Annotated in this window: 18 protein-coding genes and 1 pseudogene; 1 reads left to right on the top strand and 18 read right to left on the bottom strand. The window is 44.7% G+C overall.

Features of this window, described 5'->3' with window-relative positions; genetic code table 11:
• Positions 1–63: 63 nt before the first annotated feature.
• Together M1P97_RS22230 and M1P97_RS22225 are read right to left on the bottom strand one after the other, a co-directional pair.
• Entirely contained in the window at positions 64–792 is a 729-nt protein-coding gene (locus M1P97_RS22230) for a nitroreductase family protein (RefSeq protein ID WP_249390241.1), read from the bottom strand.
• 46 nt (positions 793–838) lie between these two features.
• Entirely contained in the window at positions 839–1,438 is a 600-nt protein-coding gene (locus tag M1P97_RS22225; protein WP_195373599.1) for a DUF1062 domain-containing protein, read from the bottom strand.
• 512 nt (positions 1,439–1,950) lie between these two features.
• On the opposite strand from M1P97_RS22225, the pseudogene M1P97_RS22220 reads away from it, so the two are divergent.
• Positions 1,951–2,136: pseudogene (locus M1P97_RS22220) on the top strand (YdeI/OmpD-associated family protein); the annotation flags it as partial.
• 22 nt (positions 2,137–2,158) lie between these two features.
• Here the strand turns inward: M1P97_RS22220 and M1P97_RS22215 are convergent.
• The 16 genes from M1P97_RS22215 to M1P97_RS22140 all read right to left on the bottom strand — a co-directional run bounded on the left by M1P97_RS22215 (position 2,159) and on the right by M1P97_RS22140 (position 18,555).
• Positions 2,159–2,602 (bottom strand): hypothetical protein, encoded by a 444-nt coding sequence (locus tag M1P97_RS22215; RefSeq protein WP_195372551.1) that lies wholly within the window; start codon positions 2,600–2,602, stop codon positions 2,159–2,161.
• A gap of 12 nt (positions 2,603–2,614) precedes the next feature.
• Positions 2,615–3,025, bottom strand: coding sequence for a D-Ala-D-Ala carboxypeptidase family metallohydrolase (locus M1P97_RS22210; RefSeq protein ID WP_195372552.1), 411 nt, complete (start codon positions 3,023–3,025; stop codon positions 2,615–2,617).
• Entirely contained in the window at positions 3,006–3,224 is a 219-nt protein-coding gene (locus M1P97_RS22205) for a hypothetical protein (protein ID WP_007659354.1), read from the bottom strand. Before M1P97_RS22205 ends, M1P97_RS22210 begins: the two co-directional genes overlap by 20 nt.
• Positions 3,225–3,276: 52 nt before the next feature.
• The gene (locus tag M1P97_RS22200; protein ID WP_007659352.1) at positions 3,277–3,720 is read right to left on the bottom strand and encodes an HU family DNA-binding protein; all 444 of its coding nucleotides are present in this window, start codon (positions 3,718–3,720) and stop codon (positions 3,277–3,279) included.
• Between the two features lie 455 nt (positions 3,721–4,175).
• A complete protein-coding gene (locus M1P97_RS22195; protein ID WP_249390240.1) occupies positions 4,176–5,279 on the bottom strand; it encodes a Fic family protein in 1,104 nt (367 codons plus the stop codon).
• Between the two features lie 228 nt (positions 5,280–5,507).
• Entirely contained in the window at positions 5,508–5,996 is a 489-nt protein-coding gene (locus tag M1P97_RS22190) for a hypothetical protein (RefSeq protein ID WP_249390239.1), read from the bottom strand.
• Positions 5,997–6,092: 96 nt separating this feature from the next.
• On the bottom strand, positions 6,093–6,374 hold the full coding sequence (locus M1P97_RS22185; RefSeq protein WP_249390238.1) for an HU family DNA-binding protein: 282 nt from the start codon (positions 6,372–6,374) through the stop codon (positions 6,093–6,095).
• Positions 6,375–6,380: 6 nt separating this feature from the next.
• Complete coding sequence (locus M1P97_RS22180; RefSeq protein ID WP_249390237.1) at positions 6,381–9,152, bottom strand: BACON domain-containing protein; 2,772 nt, start codon at positions 9,150–9,152, stop codon at positions 6,381–6,383.
• 28 nt (positions 9,153–9,180) lie between these two features.
• Positions 9,181–10,353 (bottom strand): BF2992 family fimbrillin-A clan protein, encoded by a 1,173-nt coding sequence (locus M1P97_RS22175; protein WP_249390236.1) that lies wholly within the window; start codon positions 10,351–10,353, stop codon positions 9,181–9,183.
• 31 nt (positions 10,354–10,384) lie between these two features.
• Complete coding sequence (locus M1P97_RS22170) at positions 10,385–11,509, bottom strand: fimbrillin family protein (protein WP_249390235.1); 1,125 nt, start codon at positions 11,507–11,509, stop codon at positions 10,385–10,387.
• Between the two features lie 22 nt (positions 11,510–11,531).
• On the bottom strand, positions 11,532–12,824 hold the full coding sequence (locus tag M1P97_RS22165) for a fimbrillin family protein (RefSeq protein WP_249390234.1): 1,293 nt from the start codon (positions 12,822–12,824) through the stop codon (positions 11,532–11,534).
• 60 nt (positions 12,825–12,884) lie between these two features.
• A complete protein-coding gene (locus M1P97_RS22160) occupies positions 12,885–13,841 on the bottom strand; it encodes a fimbrillin family protein (RefSeq protein WP_249390233.1) in 957 nt (318 codons plus the stop codon).
• Positions 13,842–13,877: 36 nt separating this feature from the next.
• The gene (locus M1P97_RS22155) at positions 13,878–14,831 is read right to left on the bottom strand and encodes a fimbrillin family protein (protein ID WP_249390232.1); all 954 of its coding nucleotides are present in this window, start codon (positions 14,829–14,831) and stop codon (positions 13,878–13,880) included.
• A gap of 30 nt (positions 14,832–14,861) precedes the next feature.
• Positions 14,862–15,782: a DUF5119 domain-containing protein gene (locus M1P97_RS22150; RefSeq protein WP_249390231.1), complete on the bottom strand. Its 921-nt coding sequence runs from the start codon at positions 15,780–15,782 to the stop codon at positions 14,862–14,864.
• 16 nt (positions 15,783–15,798) lie between these two features.
• Entirely contained in the window at positions 15,799–17,166 is a 1,368-nt protein-coding gene (locus tag M1P97_RS22145; RefSeq protein ID WP_249390230.1) for a DUF3575 domain-containing protein, read from the bottom strand.
• 471 nt (positions 17,167–17,637) lie between these two features.
• Positions 17,638–18,555: a tyrosine-type recombinase/integrase gene (locus tag M1P97_RS22140; RefSeq protein ID WP_249390229.1), complete on the bottom strand. Its 918-nt coding sequence runs from the start codon at positions 18,553–18,555 to the stop codon at positions 17,638–17,640.
• Positions 18,556–19,190: the final 635 nt, after the last annotated feature.

Below are 19,190 nucleotides of genomic sequence, written 5' to 3'. Positions count from 1 at the left end.
ATAAGACAGTCTCCATCAAGTTTTTATTTAGAAACAAAAAGGTTAATCAGTAAACGAGCAACCTCAAACCCTCCGATAAACATCCTCAAACGGCAGCCTGCACCGTTCCCCCCAAATACCTTTATTTCCGTCTCGTATTCCGCAGGGAATAGCCATATTTATTTCAGCCCCGTGAGGTAACTTCAGTGCCTTTTTCAACCGTCGGCTGTCCAGCCCTTCTAAAGGACAAGTATCATACCCTTCGTTTGCCATCGCAATCATAAACGTCTGGGCAGCAAGTGCACACGATTTATGGGCAACCACACGCACATCATTTTCAGATACTTCGAGCATCATCGGGCGGAAGATACTGATGGTATTAGCCAGCAGTTTCCTGAACAACCCTAAAATTCCGAAGAACCGGGCATAAACAAACGGCATCAATTTCCCGTAGTATAATTCCCGGTCTTTGATACGTTTATCCTGACGTTCTTTCGGACTGTTCCTGCGAATATTCTCCCGTTCAAAATCGAGAACGAACCGAGCATGTTTCTTGTACAAGTCTCGCCGTACAACGAAAACAACTATTTGCGAAGCAGTCGAAGCCGCTTTCTGGTCAAGACAAGCTCTTGAAACTTCCGCCAACAATTCGGGCTCCGTAATATGGTAAAACTCCCACAACTGCATATTCGAACTATTGGGAGCCAATGTCGCCAGTTCCAGACAATGCTTCACCCTTTCCGGATCTATCGGTTTTTCTTTATCATATGCCCGTACCGAACGGCGGTAATTGAGAACTTCTTCTAAATTCATAATGCTGATTTATTTAATTAAAACACTTTTCTATATCACTACAAAATTAGAACATTCTCGCAATATGTTTGTTTACCAGCACGACATCTCCATCCTTTACTTTATGTTTCTTTAGCGAATAACCCTCAGGACTGAATATCGCTTTTGCCTCTATCAGCCGATTTAACTGATTTGCAGACAACCCTAAACAAATTCGAATGACAGAAGACAACTTTACCCCGAACTCAAAACGAGTTTGAATCTTGAATATTACAAACTCATCATCTGCATTCAAAATGTCATTTATCGAAATATCGTCATACAATATCTCATATTCGACACTGCTATAATCTAACTCGACACTATTTTTTCGCCCTATTTCGGAAGAAAAAGCATATTCCCATGCAAGTTCTTCATCGTTTTCCGAAAACTTACGAAACAACTCTTTCTTTATCTGTTCAGGTTTTGTTCGTGACAAAATCGTTAGGTTATATGTACTATCACATTCTACGCATCTATAAATCAGCCAGACATCGATATTCCTTTTTTGCGCATTCATTCTGAATTTGTTACTACAATAAAACCGGTCGCAATTACAATGATTACATTTTCTTTTTAAGGCAGGAGTATTTTTAGGCTTTATCTCCCATATATATTCAGTTTCCATTCTTTATACTGTGCTTGATATTCTTTGAAATATTTGATTATAATCCACAGCATTACAGTTATAGCAAACTCAGAAGTCGCCATAAACAACCACATCAAAGGCCTATACCCTTAAAGTTCAATGCTGTGAATGAAAAAATTAAATAAGAAACCTGTTCAAGTAGGACTACTCAAACGAAAGAATTATCAGCCTGCGGTTTATGAGGCTAATATTAAACCAGTATAAATTTAAGAATTGCTCCCAAAACGTGAATATTTATAATTTCGAGACAAAGATAATAATTTATTGCTTATTTTAGTCAATAAGCAAAAGATATAACTTTACTCTAGCAGTGATAATCAACTATGTATTATTTTAAATACGACTGTTGAAAACAGTGCTAAACATCTCCATCTTCCGTCCATCCGTCAGCGGAATGCGTTATGGAATAGATTACGAAGACTGCGACATCAGAACCCTAAATTATAACATCGAGCCGATTGAGTTTACAAAGAAATAACCCTATGACGACAGAAGATAAAATAGCATGGAAAAACTATCAACATTTTTCCGATCCATATAAACGTATCCGAATTGCATACGTTGAAGCAGCAAGAAAACGATCTGAAAAATTTGAAAAGCGATTAAACAACTTTATCAATAAAACGAAAGAAAATAAAATTATAACTGGATTCGGGGGGATTGGAAAATACTATTAATCCCCAAATACTGGTACGAATTTTACTTCTGTTTTCTAAATGCTATACCTATATATAACGAACAAACCAACAACAACACCCCAATCACCAATATCCACTTGGGATGAGAAAACTCCACAGTACTACTTTTCTGAAAAGAATCAGAACCGGCAAAACAGTTCTCATCTACAGAACCAGAACTAACAACCGATTCAACAACTTCCTCCCCCTTTTCCTTAATGGCGACATGAGTAACAGACTGTACCCCATTCAACCGGCAGCTATCAAACACGATATGCTCTATATTGATCACCTTATTGCGGGAAGCCTGATACAGACTTCTCAACAACAGACTATCACTATGAATGTTATGCACCTCTTTCCTTATCTCCCGATGTTGCACACTACGCCGCCCGGCACTACAGCCGGGCAGCAAAACAACCAACAAACCAACCGAAACAAGCAAACTTCTACCCCACATATCCATACCTATCCCCCTTCATTTATTAATAATCACCTGATAACGATTCTCTCCATTTACCCGAAACGACAAATGCAGGAACTTCTTTCGTTTATAAAGAATCGCCTGATCGAAAGGTAACTTACAATAAAGCAATACATCCAGTAATTCCTTCGGATCAGGCACATAACAATCCGCAGCCTCCCCTTTCACATGCTGGCTCGAAGGCACGCCACCCACCAACCTGTTCACCTCCGGACTCCGGTAACCGCTTGTGATCGCAACCGGCTTCCCATAAACCAGCCGCAACGGCTGTAACAACCGTTTCACCAACTCCATCATAGCCTGCTTCACCTCAAACGGCGGCTCATTCAGCAACCCGTTCTCTACCGCCACCCGGCTATACGTCATTTCTTCCCAGGTAAAATCCCTACTTATCCTCTCTTTCATTTTGTACCGATTTAATTTTATACGAATAATCCACCCCAAACAAAGCCCCGGCAAATGTGCAGGTTTCCCCGAAAGCCACCAGCACACTATTATGAATCTCCCCTTTCGGAGCAATCCAGAAACCGGAGAAAAGAAGAACAATCCCACTCATTACGAGCAGGATTGCCATTACCAATTGAATAGTCAGTCTTTTTTTCATACGTTCCCCCTTTCCTCTTTCAATCAAGTAATCTTCAATTTACCATTTTTAATTATTCAATCTCCGGTCTGTCATCTCCACCGGAACCTTCTTCTTTTTTAGGTTTCGTATCTTCATCCTCTTCAAACTTCACGATCTCACTCATCCAGCGCAGACTGGTACCCGGCGAGAATATCACCCGTGCCTTTTTTATCAGGGAAGCATTGAAAGCATCCGCCGTCTCCGCACCTTTCGAACGAATCGAAAGACGAAAACTACCGAACTCACCCACCTGTACAATACTACCCGAACGAAGCTCCAGGCTCATCGCCCAATTTAACGAATCGAGTATCGCCTTCACATCAGCACTCGACATAGCCGAGCGGCTGGAGATCAATTCACACAACTTATCCATATCGCAATAGTTCGACGACCGCGCCATCGCATAAGTCTTCACCTTATCCTTATCGTCACCGCTAAGAACCTTGCGCTGCACCTTTCTAAATTTCAGTGTCATAGCTTTTCTATTTTAATGATTAATACTACTGCTTCCAGGGGAACGATACAAAGGTACAGGTAGGAATATATGCAAAGATCGGCGCGAGAGTATCGTATAAAACAGTATATAATAAGACTTTAGGAACAACCAAAATCTTAAAATACCATTTTTCACGAACCATCACACCGATAGATTTAGATTCTTATTTAACGTTTATCAGGAAAATAATGATTATTATGTGAGATTCTTAGGGACAGATTTAGGTTATTTAATGACTTCTCGTAACAAATTTGATATCCTTTCGGGTACTCTTTTTTAATATAATCACGTAATAAATACCCGAGAGGGTATCGAATAACAGAATATAAGTCATTCATAGAAAACAAGTGATGCCAGTATACTGTATGCGGAGATTAGCTCTTATATTCTCCGCATATTATACGGCAAATACAGACGTTAATCTCCGCAAACAATCACATTACAAGTTCATAATTGGTACTTCTTCCACCTTCATCCATTTTACGCAACACACCTTTTGTCATCAAATCCTGTATATCACGTAAAGCCGTATCAGCAGAACATTTTGCAATCTTAGCCCATTTAGAAGAGGTTAATTTTCCATCAAAACCATCCCAAAACAAATTCACCATTTTTATTTGCCGTTCATTCATGGAGACTAACCGATACCTATCCCAGAAAGCTGCTTTCTGTAAAACCGTACTGATTGATTTTTCAGTCTTGACTAATGCCACTTCCAAACAATCAAGAAACCATTCAAGCCACCCCGTTATATCGACACCACCTTTTTGTGTTTTCTCCAATATCTCATAATAGCCTTTACGCTGCTTACGTATCTCTGCCGACATACTATAAAAACGATGTGGCATTTCATCGGCACGGGCTAAGAATAAATCCATTATAGTACGAGCTATACGTCCATTCCCGTCATCGAACGGATGGATAGTCACAAACCACAAATGAGCAATAGCAGCTTTTAAAACCGGATCTATCTTCTGATCATCATTCACCCAATCCAAAAACAACTTCATTTGGAAAGGTATATTATCCGAATCAGGAGCTTGATAATGAACTTTCTCTTTTCCCATCGCACCCGATATAACCTGCTTAGGTTCTACACCTCGTCTCCAATCTGCAACCGTAATTTTATACATACCACTTCTACCTGTTGGAAACAACGCTGCGTGCCAGTTAAAAAGACGTTCATCCGTTAACGGCTCCATATAATTTTGAGTCGCATCCATCATTAGCTGCACTACTCCATCGACATAACGATCAGCTTCAGGTAGCCCTTCAGTTTCTATACCCAAATGACGAGCTACAGAAGAACGTACCTGATCACTATTTAATATTTCTCCCTCAATTTCTGAAGATTTGGTGATATCAGCCGTCAATGTATCAAGTATTGCACTATTTTTCAGATCAAAGCCTAACGCACTCATTTTACCTACAAGTTTACCTTGTAGCCCTCGTACCTTACCTAATTTATAGGATAGCTTTGCATCATCCCAGGTAAAATTAGGCCAGTCTGTCCGTTGCCAAATGTAGATAGCATTCATATTCTCCGTATATTTTGCGGTAAATATAGTGATTTTCCAATGAACAAAGCTATGGCACCAGAAATAAATGCTGTAGTTTCGAGTTTACACAAAATTGTAGATAGTCCCTATTTCAATAAACAAAATTCGTTATTTATTCATCTAACCCTTTCACTGTATGATGCAAATACTAAATCGTAATAATTTTCATTTGTAGTTCTTGATTTTATCAACTTACATTCCAGTTTACTAAAAAAAAGCAGAATAATCCCCCACCCTCACCTTCCCTGCCAACACCAGCACCTCCCCACTTGTAATCCCCCCTTTACTGATATGCCCGGCAACCGTACCTATCTTACCACAAATCTGAAAACAAATCAGGACGGACATTGCAATATGATTTATAGAAGTTTGCGCAGTCCGTTCAACAACTTCAGTCAAATGCAACATCCGAATAAACAAAACAGGAAACCTGAGCGGACAGCGAAGACAAACCATAACTGTCCTTTGTTGTATAAAGTCTACGTATGACTGACGATCATGGACAATTACCTCTTCGATAAACTTCTGATGTTTTTTAGGCAAGGTAGACCATACGGTAAATGCAATTTTGTAAATCTTTTCAAGTAAATGGTTACGACCATCCTTCGACATTTTATCAAGACTACGGTTAAAATCCTTCACATTAGGCACTTTTCCATTGGGAAACAGAGCCTCTAATTTGTTTTGTTTTTTCATTTTGATAGGCATTAATAATTAAAGGAAAAAATCAAAGACAAAAGAAGGAGACACAGAGTTTTCCTATAAAGTCCCCCTGTCTCCCACCAGGCACCTCTATTCGTACGAGTTCAAATCTCTAAGCAAATACTTTCCGGGTTTGAATTTAACACTTTTACGTGGAGCGATTACACAAGAAATACCTGTACGAGGATTACGTCCTTCCCGTTTCTTTTGTTTCCAAGCAGAAAAAGTTCCAAACCCTTGGAGCATCACAGACGAATCTTGTTTTAATGCCTCAGTTAATACATCTTGAAAGCAGTTGATAAACTTGCATGATTGTTGTCGCGTAACATTCATTTTGACAGCTAATGCACTAATTAAATCTTTTTTATTCATAATTTCTTATCTTATAGATTGAATATCTCTTACACAACGTACATAAGAATTGGTACCCAAACCAAGAGCACCAAAAGCACCGGCAGGAATACCATCAACACCACCAAAAGTCAATACACAACGATAATCGGCAGGAGCCTCAAGATAAACCGAACTGCTCCAATACCAATTGCTGATAAACGCGCTAGCACTAGCACCTATAGAACCTTCTTGTGCAACTTTTTGATATATGCCATGCAACTCTATTTGAGTTGGTAAACGCCAATCATTAAAAACATCTTCAGTTAAAGTATCACAATAATGTCGCATATCTGAATAACTGGCAGAGGCTCTATTTTGTCCTTCCTGTATCTGTATAGTATAAGACCCTGTCATTGTAGGAGGAGATGATGATAAATTCACATTAGTAATACCATGAGATGCGGCTTTATTTGTTCCATCAGCATCAAATGGCGGATGACTTAACCAATTATAACCAAATAATAATCGAGCAGAATAGCTTTGCAACACACTCTGATCTATTGTTACAGTAACACGGGCCTTCTGTCTCACTCTTACTCGCTTAGAATGATCTCCATTTGTTACAGCGACAGTGAAAATAGCTTCACGAACTACAGTACCAATATTTTCAGTAACATCAAAGTTTAATACCTGCGCATTACCATCTGCTATTTGAGAGATAGTAGCAGGTGTGATACCATTTATACTCTCAGACGGACTTACTGTCCAAAGTAAACCGTTTGTTCCTTTTACTATTACAGAACCAGAAGTAGCAACATACGCCAACATTAACTCTGTATCAGATACGCTAAAGTTAGAGCCTAATTGATTTACCGTAATTGTTCCCGTCGGACCACCAGCCACATCCCCCGCACGAACAACAACTTCACCACTTCGTTGAGTTGAAGACGGGTTAACAGAAACATCAAAAGTTATGTTCTGTAAATTTCCGGTGGTCGGATAACCCGACGTTGTTCCGGTGAGTGTGATCCAATTACCATTCGTGACATTAGCTACCCAGTCCAAACCTGCTGTGGCAGTAAAGGTTGATGCCTGATTATTTACAGCTTCCGCATTTATATTCACGGTTGATCCGGTTACAATAGCCCCCGCCTGCTCAACAGTTATTTCCTGTTTCAGATCCGTATAACCGGCATAACCCACCGAAGCCCCGGCTTTGACAATTATTCTACCGGTACGTGTCCGTGACAGCGGGTTACTGGTAGTAGCTTCTACCTTTAACGGTTGTGCACTTGCAGATGCTTCACTACCCGATATCCCCGGATTTGTAGCCGCCCAGTTCAGCCAGCCATCTCCTTCTAAAGTCGCTAACCACTGCAAACCCTCGGTGGCTGTAAAAGAGGAAACACCATCAGAGCCAGCTTCCGCATTCAATGAAATATCCTCCCCTTTTACCAAGGTAGAACCACTTTGGGAGATTGTTATAGACTGATTCGTGCCATTTATATCTATATCAAAGGAGACACTGCGACTCTCTGCTTTCGGATTAGCCTCTTCAGCCTTAAACACCACATTGGCAGGCCCCTGATGCGTAATGGTTGCACCCGAAGGAATATTCCGGCCATCCAACAACGCTGACAACCAGCTAGGCATATCGAATACCCACGACTGACCCGGCCGGGCTGTAATCTGTATCTCTTTTTCACCACCTTTTTTAGCTGGCATTTCCTCCGGATCAACCACGATAGGTGGTATCTCACCGACGGTTATACGCTCGTCGGAAACATCTATACCTACCAAAGTAACATTCATCGTGTAACGGGAGTTACGCACAATATCGTAATTGTTCTCATTACTACCCGGATAAAAACGGAAAGTAACATTCCCATAAGTTACGCCACCCTGTACCGCTGTACCTGTCAGTTCGATACAGGTTGCATTCGTGACACCCCGACCAGTCTTCTTTTTCTCCGAATTGACGACGTTGTCACCACCGACAGTACCAGCCATATTCTCCGGCAGATACCAATAAATGGTAGCGCCTGTCTGGCTGACCGTACCCGTATATGTATTATAACGGATATCCCCTGTTGTCAATTGTTCCGTTGGTGCTTCCACCTGCGATACAGTCGGGGCATTCTTCAAAACTACAGAAGTAGGCCTAAACGTAAAATCTGTACTTGTTGAATAAGTAAACTTAATCGTAGCGAGAAGACGGGTTAGTTCCACCATTATATTTCTTACACCGACGTCCGACACTTCGCCTTCCCAAGATCCCATCATTTTACATAAATTATCGTCAGGCAATCCCTCAGCCGTAGAAGTATATGTCAACGTATGTTTTTTTAAGATCGCTTCAGTAGCTATCGCCCCCAGGTCACCGGCATTCGACACGAAATAGACACGGCTCCTGCTGCCATTCTGACTCTGTTTCAGTTTCAGGTTGACTGTTGTACCGGTCATAGAAGGGATATACTGGTTGAATAAACGCGTACCGGTTGTCACATCATACTGCCCGACCCACAGGCTGGCGATCCGGCTTTCCTGCATTTCTGACAACGGAGCGGTGGCTCTCGTTCGTACCGAGTCCCCTACACCTACTGCCAGCGTATCCGACTCGATCGTGCCGTCCGGAGTAAAAGTGATGCTACGGGTAACAGGAGTCCGGTTAGTCAGCACATTCAGGACAAACCCGGCATCTACTTCTTTCTGAGCATGAAGCGGAATATCATCTTCTTCCACAACCGTTTCCGTACAACCGCCTGCAACCAGCAGAAACAACAGTGCAAACAGCCTTGTTTTATTTACTCGTTTCATTGTATTTCTTTTTTTTAATCTATTTCGTTCAACTATCTCCACCGACATTTCCGTTGCCGCTCCAGGGTATTTCCTTCCATCGGGCAACAGTAACGGTTGTGCCTATTCCTTCGTTGATATCGGGATCGGGAGGATAAGGAGTGTCGGGACCTCCCACACTCCCGTCTTCAAATACGATCTCATCATACCAATCGAGCACCTTCATTATCAGGCTACTTTCATTGTTTTTCACTTCGAGGGTAAAAATATACCGCTTGCCTTCGTCGAAAGAGATATTCCGGTCGATAGTGGCCCTGAGGATCGCTGTCTCATCGTCTCTTACCACGGTTATTTCCACCTCGAAAGGTTGGTCGTCTTTAGGAAGGACAACGCCTTTTGTTTTGTTCAGACCACAATTATCCGGATCAGAACCGGGATCGACCGGTTCAAACTCTTCTGCTGCAAATGTAACTTCCGCATCCGCCCCCGTACCGCCTCCCGTAGGAAGAATACCCGTATCCGTACCTGCCAACAGGACAGTACCCGAAGATGATATCTTTTTTATTACAAGAGATGTTCCGTATAGCTGATCGAAAGGAAGTGCATTATCGGGTGAAGGAGCCACGTTGAATACCAACATCGCACATTTCCGGCTAAAAGTTCCGAGTGTCACCCGCCTGGCAGTCTTCGTCACAGCCACACCACGGACAAAAGAAGTCATTACATCTTCCTTGTGAGGAAGACCGGTTATCTTATAAAAACCGTCATTTCCTTTCAATAGCGGCCGTGCCGGGGAGATAGCATAAAAATCGTACATACCTCCCCTGACGGTCAAACCTTTGGCTGTACCCGCCGTTTGCTCTCCGTTCCCATTCACGCAACAAGGGGATAAACTGCCGTCATTCCCTACCACGTAGGTCGCTTCGAACGAGGGGGCCATTGTAGAGAAGGAAGCATCGGACGGCGTATCTCCTACACTACCGGTGAAGTAAGCTCCGATACGTACGGTCGCCCCGGCTGGCAAAGGAGTCGGAGGTGGGGTGGCAACCTCTCCGGCACGGGTCAGGAGTTCCGGCACACCCAGACTGGGCCTGCCGAAACTGAGGGCTACCGGCCGACTCTCTTCCGGTACGATCTCCTCTACCGGTCCCGCCGTACACCCAAGCAGCAATATACCGGCCAGTAGCCACAATAGATATAACTGTACTCGATTCCGTTCCATTTTATTTCGTCTTTCGCATTATTTCGTTTCACTATTCCACGGGCACATCAGTTGTACCGCCCTCCGTCCAGCCGACAACTTCAACATTGTCTATGCTGATACCCTGCGGAGATAGCCGGATGTTATAGATGTAATTGTTTCCCTTCAGCCAGTTGGCAATAAATGTACTTGCCCCACCACCTCCTGCCGCCGGAGCCATCGTAAAAACAGAACCATTGTCGAGCGTCAGTTCCAACGTCACAGGGACATCCACCACCGGTATAACCATTCCGAAAACCTGTATTGCAACCTTCCGGATATCATCTTCATCAGCGCCAACCTCCGTCCCTACTCTCCGCAGGTCGCCATCAGCCGTAAACCACAACTCACCCACCGCCGGCATCGTACCGTTCAGCTCCCCCGTTGCCAGGTTCAGCTTCGCGGAAGTCGACTTTTTAAAACCGCCGTTACTTTTCAGTACGACCTTCTTCACCCGGCTGTCGGCAAACTCCGAACCGCCATCCGTTTCCAATACACGGAAACTGACTTTAGCCAAGGCATGGTTCATCGTCAAAGAAACTTCGGGATGCCAGCGGTCCACCTCCGTCGGCACTTTACAATACAGGAAATCATCTTGGTCGGTTTCCCACTGCACATCGGTCGATGCATCTACCGGATCATGGGTGTCGCTGAAGTAAAACTTCTGCTTATCGAGCACCTTTACACCACTCATCACGGGTACTTTCGGTGTTCCCGATAAAGACACGCTTTTCTCCGCCGGGGCATACCCGTATACGGTCCCTTTCTCCGAAAACAACAAAAGTCTCTCCTCACCCTCTGCCAACTCCCAGCCGGGCGAAACAGCAGTCGCATTGTACACAAACACCTGTGTATGAATGCCCCCGGCATAGGCGGAACCGTTCGCTTTTGTGACTGAAAGCCCCACCTGCATAAGCGGATTGGGGTTCGCCACACCAGCTACAGCCCCTCCCGTCGCAATGCTTCTCGATTCTATCTCAACCGATAAGCCCAGATTCTTAACGCTCAGGGGAACACCCTCCTCCACATCGCCTTTGCCTTCGTTTCCCCCGTCGCCCATAAAGATCGTGGCCTCCGTACAAGCGTTAGCCAGCAGGAAGAAAACGGCTGTCGAAAATGTATATATGAATTGTTTCACGGGCTTTATTTTTTGGATATGATTACAGAGGTATTTCGTCCTGTTCGTTGTCCGACCAGGCTTCAACACTGACATCCATCACCGTAAGTTTGTTACGGCCTGCGGAAAGTGTATAGATGTAATTGTTGTTGGGTTCCCATTGATTACCGCTCAGCGTTACGGGGTACACAACGGGAGGATTACTACCTTCTTGAAGCGTAATCTCCAGGTCGATTTCATCTTCTCCGAAAGTAACAGGATACACTATGGCACTGACCGATTTGGAGACTGTCTTACCATTTATCCCGCCGGTCGTAGTCCCGGTCTGTATAAAGGCATACTGCCCTTCCGAAGCATCCACTTGCCGCATCAGGACGTAATTGACGATCGTCCGGCTTAATTCCGCCGTCGTAACTGTTCCTGTTATCGTACCGTCCGTCAAAGACATTTTGCCGTTGCCTGTCTTGAACAGATTGGATCCACCGGTATGATTCTTTATGGTAAACTTCGTAAAATTCACATCGTTATCACTCAGACGGCCGCCATCGTACACCCGGAAAGAGACCATCGCCATCGCATGTTTCATATCCAGGTTGATCTTGTAACCGGGATTGTCCGTATCCAGATTATCAGGTTCATCATCCGGTGTAACAGGTGTATGCCCGTCGGCGCGCCCGTTATTTACGTTGCGTCCGCCGTCAGCCGCAAAATACAGGTAGTCTTTTTCTGCCGCCAGGGACAGGTTGACCTGGTCAACCCTCGCTGTAGATGCCCACGCACCCATGTTCCAATATTTCTTCGCATTGTTTCTCTGAGCGTCTATCTCTCCGACGGCCAGAACTGTTACCGGTATTTTAAGGTCGGACTCCGTATTTACAGTCATAAGCGTATTGGTCACTGTTGCGTCATACGGATAATAAGCATATACTCTCCCTATATCTTTCGTCAGATAATAGGGAGATTCGTTCGTTGCCGCAAAAATGCCCCCTTTGGTTTGTATGGAAATCCAGTTAGTTCCCCTTTCATCGCCCATATACCAAACATGGTGGCCTGTGTAATCCGTTCCATCAGGTGTATACCAGCCATTTACAGTCTTATTCGTTATTAACACGCCTAATCCAGGTGCCTCAGTCGTATAATCGGTATAGGTAATAAGGTCACCGCTCACGACCGATTTTGTGGCCGATCTGGTTCCGGCTTCCACCTTCAGATTAGGTGAAATACCTAAAGCGACCTGATCGTCGTCGCCGGAGTCGATCACTTCTGTTTCTGTTTCAGAGCAACCTGTTGTTGCCGTAAGGGCTATAGCTATAACCCACATTGTCGTTGTTTTCATTTTCGTTTGTTTTTAATTATACACTATAGAAAATCATTTTTAATTACGTTAGACATCCTCTCAGATAGGCAGTTCACCGGCATCTTGATCCGTCCAGGGTTCCACACCAATAAAAGAAGTTCGAATACCGGTGCCCGCAGTGAAAAAAAGCGAAATGACGTGCCGTTTACCTGCCCGGAAACCGTTTTCTACGGTGACAGATACAGGTGTCACCGTTTCTATCCCATTTCCTTTTCCATCTTTCGTCGTGGTTATCTCCAACCGGAGCGGATTCCCGCCCGTTCCTACGGGCAGAGATACGGGAAGCAGGACATACCCTTGTGCCTCAGGCACCTCTCCCCCTTCATCCACCTGCGGAACGGATAATTCCTCTATCCCCTGCACGGTCACATTTTTTATCGCTTCAGCGGAAGAAACATCTGTCAACAGGGGGGATCCACCCGCACAATCGAGCTCCTGACGTGTATGGACTCCCATAGCTTCGATCTTCACGATCTCTCCCCACAACGCTGCACAGTCACTATAACAAACCAATCCGACCTGCGTCAGCAAATGACGGAACAGGCAGGTCCGTACAGGAGCATAAGCGGTTGCCGACAGGCATCCCGTTGCCATGATATCCGTCATACCATCCAAAGTAAAAGTAACCTTACCCGTCAACGCATCGACATCATTCTCCACCGGGTAATAACCATGCAAGCGAATATGGCTTCCATCAGCCGGATACAACTGGGGGATATCAAACTGAATCGGACGGTTCCCGCCTCCTCCGCTACGGACGGCTTTGTGCAGGCTCCACCTACCATAGGTATTGCCAATTTCGTCCTGACGCGCAAAACAGATATCCAGATCCGCTTCATAACCCGAATTGATCACAACACGCGTAGACAGCCCGATCGCCCCTTCCAGACTGACCATCGTTTCGGCAGCAGGCAGCGGCTCACGGCCACTACCATCCGAACAGCCAGTTATTGCCGGAAGCAGGAAAGCAAATACTTTTATCATTAATTTATTCATCGATAACAATGTAATTCGGTGTCTGAAACAATTCCTTTATTCTCCGGGGGTTATTACGGCACCTCCTCCATTACCCGGCTGCCATACGGCAATACCTGCTTCCGCCATGACCGTGCCATCCTCCGCAAAAGTGAGCGTGACCAGGTGGGATTGTCCCGCCTGTACTCCACCATCAATATTCGTTATAGGGACAGGCAATGTTTTTATCCCTCCGTTGTAAGTTGCTGTCACTTCCAGGTTAATTGCCTGGGCTGTTCCCATATCTGTTGCCGGATAAAGCAGCAGGTAGCCGATTTGGGGAGTTGCCTGACCAACTACCGAGACAACCGCCGGACAGTTCTTTATACGCAGGCTCTTGTCGGCAGCACCGGTAGCCCTTAAACCGGCGCCCGTCGTTTTATCGAGCGAAAGTGTCAATTCCGTGGCTATATCTTTTACCGTTATGGAAGTGACTCCCATCCATTTGGCTACGGCTTCGGCAGAACCCACGCAAATGAATTGTAACTGGGTAAGCAGATGGTTAAAGGTGAATGCCTCAAACGGGGCGGCCAACCAGCCCGTCCGTATCTCCGTTGCCATAATATCTTCATCTCCGGTTATAGTATAAACAACGCTCAGCGGATTGGCCGTCCCTGTTTCCGGACTCTTGCGGGGATAGTAGCCGATCAGGGCCGAGACTCCATTTGCCGCCAGATAGTTTTGTTTTTGCTCGAAGGTGATCGCCGTATTACCTGTACCGCCGGTGCGGATAGCATCGAGCGACGGGGTATTCCAGTTCATACAGGCAGGCAGGTTATCAATCCGGGCAAACGACACATTCAGATCCGTGCCATAACCGGCGTCTATTACCGCACGGGTAGTTCCTCCGATACCCGCCGTTATACGGATCGCTTCCCCACTACTTGCCGTCACCGGCTCTTCGGTGTTGGTACAACCCGCCAGAAAAGCGACTGCCAACAGAATTGTTACAAAAAATACATTTGTTCTCATATCATACCAGTGTTTAATTGTTATTCTTTTTCAGGGATCGACAATACCCGAACCCTCATTTCCTTTTTTCCATTCCGCCAACTGGACAGTCAAGCCCTTTATTTCGTCGTACCTGACAGTCAGGTCAAGTATCACCGAAAACGTGTTCTCTATGAATGCTTTACCAATCTCTTCCGTGATATCGACCGACGTGGCTACTTCTTTTCCGTCTGACAATTCCATATCCAGCAGGAGACTGACCGAACTGCCACCGGTTTCCTTTTCCGACAGGTTGAACAGGTTCTGTGTCGTGGTATATATTCCGGAAGGAGTTCGTTCAGGCTCAAATACGACAAAGGCAGGCGTTCCGGTAAAAGGTTTACCATTCGACAGGTATACACCTAGAGACAGACCGCTGAGTCTGCCTGTCAGTTTCTCACATTGAACCACTCCGCTCGTCTCCCCGCTTGTAACCTTTATATTCAGCTCCAACCTTCGCACCAGACTGACAGGACTCAACTCCCGTACGACAAAATTTTCGCCCCCGACATCGATTTCTTCGCAACCGGTACCGTACAGGTTACCGGGTTGTTCGATCAAGACCTGTGACGATTTCAGGGAAGATACCTGCCTGGCTCTCCCACAAGCCTCCTCATATCCGTTTTCTGTTTCCAGCAAAACATTCTCGCAGTCGGTATTACAGACTACCACTTTATAATGTCCCACCGGAAGTGTACCTTCATATCCCCAAGTGTCTCCACGTCGCACAACGGGACTGCCTGTGCCATCTTTATAAAAATGATAAGTCATAACCGAAGGTCGTACCCGGATTTGCCAATCGAGAAGCAGGCGCACCCTTCCGTTTTTCTCCCAATCTTCATCCGGCGTATGGTAAGTACATGCCGATAGGAATACGCCGCATACCAAGCATATCATCCATTTTCTTATTCTACGTTTTTTTTGTTTTCCCATATTTACACTCCTTTCCTTATCTGATTTGAAAACGATATACCAGATTGATATTCAAACCCACCATAAAACCTGTCGATGAAAAACGGGTTTCCAGATAATTCTTGTCATCTACTTTATCGTAACGGTACTTCTTTCCCTCCGATACCGAACGATAACCTACCCGTAGCCCTGCCTCCATACAGAAACCTTTCCCGAAAGGGATCAGGCAACCTAAACTGCCACCTGCCGTCCAGAAACGACCGGTACGCCCATAGAGAATATCCTTATCAGGATCAATCGCGCTGCCCTGTATGTCAAAGTCACCGTATTCACAAAACAACCCGGTATTAAGCCACATAAACTCACCGGGACGCAACGACCACACGCGGGGCTCGACGGAAAAAGAAGAGACAGACCAGTGGTCGCGCACCTTATTCTTATAAGAGAAATCGGAATACATGCCTGATACGGCAATCGACCAACGGTCGGCAAAAAAGTATTCCAGTGCCAGATTCGGCATAAAAGATCCGGTTTCCATCTTTGTTTCACCGGTTCCCAGACGCACCGAAGGGACTATAGTGCACCACGGGAGCAGGTTGGTTTTAACGGCAAGATATGCAGCTTTGCGTTCCGGTTTCCTTGCAACGACTGGTTGTTCGGGTTGTTCTGTTTTTATCCGCATTGCTTCACGTGTCGTCACCGCCGTTGCTAAAGAAACAGCCGGGGGGTCCGATTCACCTTTCCCCTTTCTCAAGGTGTCGACCACCGATGCCAGCCGATAATCCTCCAGTTCCGTCCGGTCGAAAAGCGGGTCGTCTATACGATACACTTCACGATCGTAACCACCAGCCTCTCCACGACGGTACAAATCGACATAAGGAACGGCACCATATCGGTCGACCGCCGCTTTCATCGCAACCGGATAACGGCTATCACTGTAATGGATCGAAGTATTAGCAAACCATGGAAGCGGTTTATACACCTCATAGACATGTATCCGGTCACGATAACTGCCGCTACGGTCGATATAAAAGGCTACGCATTCATGAGGGATATCGAAACGGGTCTTCAAGTAAGAACGGATACGGTTCGCACGAAGGGAAGCTTCATTTATCACCGACTCTTCTTCACCGCCGTAAGCATTCACATGCGAAACGATCAAAAGGTGGGAGCCACCTTTCTGCAGACGGTTGCGGGAAACATCCAAAAGTCGTCCCATCCGCTCCAGCTGGTAGGCGTTATCACCATAATCTGCAAGGAACATGTCGCTGTTCTCTTTGAAAGAGAATAAAAAGGACTCCGCCTTATGATAGGTCGTTGTCTGGGCTGTCACTCCCCGCCAAAGCAGGCTGAAAAGTAACAACAGGCAAAACGCTTCTCTTTGTGATCTTTTTATCCTATACATATATAATTATATCAATACCAGCCTTTGATTTTCTGATCTACCTCTAAAAAGTTACCTTATTTATATAATAAGGGTAGAGGGTGAAAAAAGCCCTCTCCGAAAGTGTCCGTTTAAGGAATTTTGGAGGTAAAAAATGAAGGATTGATGTCTTTTTGAGTCTTTTTGGAGGAAGAAACGGAACTGCGGAAATAACAGTTTTCTCTTAACAGATTAAAAAACGATGGCAGTCCGGGCCTGTTTTATACCATCTTGTAATGAAATTCATATTCTATGGCTAAAAAATAGGTTAACTTGTGAAATTTAGTAAAATAAATATGCGTTTTTTAAGAAAACACCCTACACTCCTTGTTTTTTCATTTTTTTCTTCTTACATTTGCCACGTACTTCATTACAATTCAGGATTTTTCTTATTTATAAAACACTGATTGTAAGACTAAAAGAGGATGTTCTCCCTTATTATATAAATAAGGTTTACCCCACCCGTAAACAGCTGCCGACCGCTTCGGAAACCTGCCGGTTTGCTTTGGCTATTTCCGATACGTCAAACTTCTGCAAATAGATACGGGTCGTTTTCTCCGACGTATGGCCCAGTGCCTGGCTGATCACACCGATAGCGACATGCAAGCGGTACGCCTCCGAAGCCCAGGCATGGCGGAACGAATAGGTCGTCAATGTTTCCGGCAAATCCAGCATCACACTGATTTCTTTCAGGTAACGATTTTCCGTCGCCAGACAGGCTTTATACTGTTCGTGGGTCGCATCTTCCGGCAATACAGGGAAAAGGTAACGCCTCTCTTCGTCTTTATACCGGTCGATCAGCATCTGCATCCCCGAAGTCACTTCCATCTGGACAAATGCCCCGGTCTTCTGCCGGTGGTATTGTAATACCGTACCGTTCTCCACCAAATTCTCACCCGTCAGATGCACGATATCCACAAAAGGAATGCCGCAAGCCATAAACGAAAACAATGCCAGATCGATAGCAAGCTGTTTCTTCGGTTCACTCTTCAAATCCAGAGCAGCTATTTCCTTTATCACTTCCACCGGCACAGCACGTTTGTGCGTCTCTTCCCGTCTGAGGTGAATCCCGGCAAAAGGCGACTCTCCCGTTTTCTCCTTTGACTCCCGACGGGCTCGGTTATACATCGCCCGAAGGTTACTCATGTAACTGTTCACCGTATTGACACGCAGCCCTTTCTCACGCAACCATTTCAGAAACGCCTCAACCAAAGCCGGTGTCACATCTTTCAGGTACAATTCCTTACCACCCGAGAAACATATAAAATGATTACGCACTGCCCGATACAGATCAGCCGTACTTTCATCGCCACAAGAACGTTTATCCTCTTCCTGCAACAACATCTGTCCATAAAAATCTCTTTTCTTCATAACTCTTCCTCCATTTATTCGGATTAATCAAAAAGATAAAGATAAACATTCATTACTTTCAGAATGTTCGATTTTTACAGATCAGGCTAACAGCGGTTTTCACTCAAACAGCTGTTCCGGAAGAAAAATCCACCTTATCACTCTGTTTTCCTCCCTTCATCACCCCTCCTTTCGGAAATCATTGCAATGATTCTTCCCTATCATCACAATGTCCCGACAGAGTCATCACAATGACTTCACGCACTCATCACAATGAAGTGGGACAATCATTGTGATGAGAATTTTAACACTACAAAATATTAGGGAATCATCTTCGGGATTATACTCTAAAACAGGGTTGATACAGCTTCCCAAAAGCTAGAAGCTCTCTTTGAACAGATCATTTTTGATTGGCTAATTGTTGTAGATTTTGCTTTATCTCTATCATCTATTCTAAAATCATCACGATGATTTCTTGTTCACCTATCCTAATGTCTCCCCTAAAAAGAGAAATCCCCTCAATCCGTCATTTGAAGTGCACCCCAAAAGTTAGACATAAAACTTTAGGGGTGCATTTTTTATGTATAGACATCACAGTTTTGAAGAGAAACTAAACATTGTAACGAAAATTCAGCATGGTATTCCTCTTGGGCGAT

The sequence above is a fragment of the Parabacteroides leei genome, assembly GCF_023369805.1.
Taxonomy (GTDB): domain Bacteria; phylum Bacteroidota; class Bacteroidia; order Bacteroidales; family Tannerellaceae; genus Parabacteroides; species Parabacteroides leei.
The sequence above is the reverse complement of the archived record's forward strand: the minus strand, read 5'-3'. Positions and strand labels throughout refer to the sequence as shown.